Below are 1182 nucleotides of genomic sequence, written 5' to 3' on the forward strand. Positions count from 1 at the left end.
AGCATCGACGTCGCGAGAATATTCAATATGTTATTCAGCAGCTCATTACTGACATTGATGGTGGGAGGCAGGGTAATGAATTTATTTAAAATAATAGAGATCAGGGCGGTTACAACAGCAAGTAAGGCGAAAAGTGATGTACGAACCCACAGTTTGCGTGTCATTTGTTTAAGCAGCCACTGCCATTTGGAGCCGGTCATTCTCATGTGCCTCTTATCTTAAGTGAGAAAGTCGATAGGAAATTCAAAACGTTATTCTTTGTTTAAGCATAGGTGAAATTTCCGGTTTCTCTTTGTGCTTGATGGGCTTCGTGATCAAGGTACAGGTATCCGAACCATTGGATAGTTTTGAAAACTATTGGGCATATTTAGAAGTTAACGAGCGTTAAAATCAGAAAGTCATGCTGCTTCAAAGAATGGCGTTCGTAAGATGTGAATCAGCCTATATTCCGTTACCTTAATTGGTACACACATTAAAAAGCACTTTTACGAACGAGGTAGAAAATGATTGTAATCACAGGTGCAAGTAGCGGCTTAGGGGCGGAGTTGGCCAAGCTTTATGATGCGGAAGGGAAAGCCACTTATCTGACTGGCCGAAGTGAGAGTAAGCTCTCTACAGTCACAAACTGCTTATCGAACAATGTTGGCTATCGAGCTTGTGATCTCGCATCCCATCAAGAAGTGGAACAATTGTTTGAACAATTAGATTCTATTCCGAGCACGGTGGTTCACAGTGCAGGCAGTGGGTACTTTGGGTTGTTACAAGAGCAAGATCCAGAGCAGATTCAAACCTTAATAGAGAATAATCTCAGCTCAGCGATTAACGTGCTTCGTGAGTTGGTTAAGCGATACAAGGATCAGCCTGTTAATGTAGTGATGATCATGTCTACTGCGGCTCAGCAGCCCAAAGCTCAAGAATCCACATACTGCGCTGTGAAATGGGCAGTCAAAGGATTGATTGAATCGGTTCGTCTGGAGTTGAAGGGTAAGCCAATGAAGATTATTGCCGTGTATCCGGGAGGAATGGCGACTGAGTTTTGGGAAACCAGTGGTAAGAGCTTGGATACGAGTAGCTTTATGAGCGCAGAAGATGCAGCATTAATGATACATGGTTCGCTAGCTAACATTGGCAACGGCTACGTTTCTGATATTACAGTGAATCGACAGTAAATCTTTTCTGAAT

1 protein-coding gene and 1 pseudogene are annotated in these 1182 nt (G+C 42.8%); one reads left to right on the top strand and one right to left on the bottom strand.

Going from position 1 to position 1182, the window contains the following annotated elements; genetic code table 11:
* Nucleotides 1–200: pseudogene (locus R7070_RS25925) on the bottom strand (DUF2254 domain-containing protein); the annotation flags it as partial.
* 303 nt (nt 201–503) lie between these two features.
* Between R7070_RS25925 and R7070_RS25930 the strand changes: the two are divergent.
* Entirely contained in the window at nt 504–1169 is a 666-nt protein-coding gene (locus R7070_RS25930; RefSeq protein ID WP_005461097.1) for an SDR family oxidoreductase, read from the top strand.
* Nucleotides 1170–1182 lie beyond the last annotated feature (13 nt).

The sequence above is a fragment of the Vibrio sp. 1557 genome (assembly GCF_033340175.1).
Taxonomy (GTDB): domain Bacteria; phylum Pseudomonadota; class Gammaproteobacteria; order Enterobacterales; family Vibrionaceae; genus Vibrio; species Vibrio alginolyticus.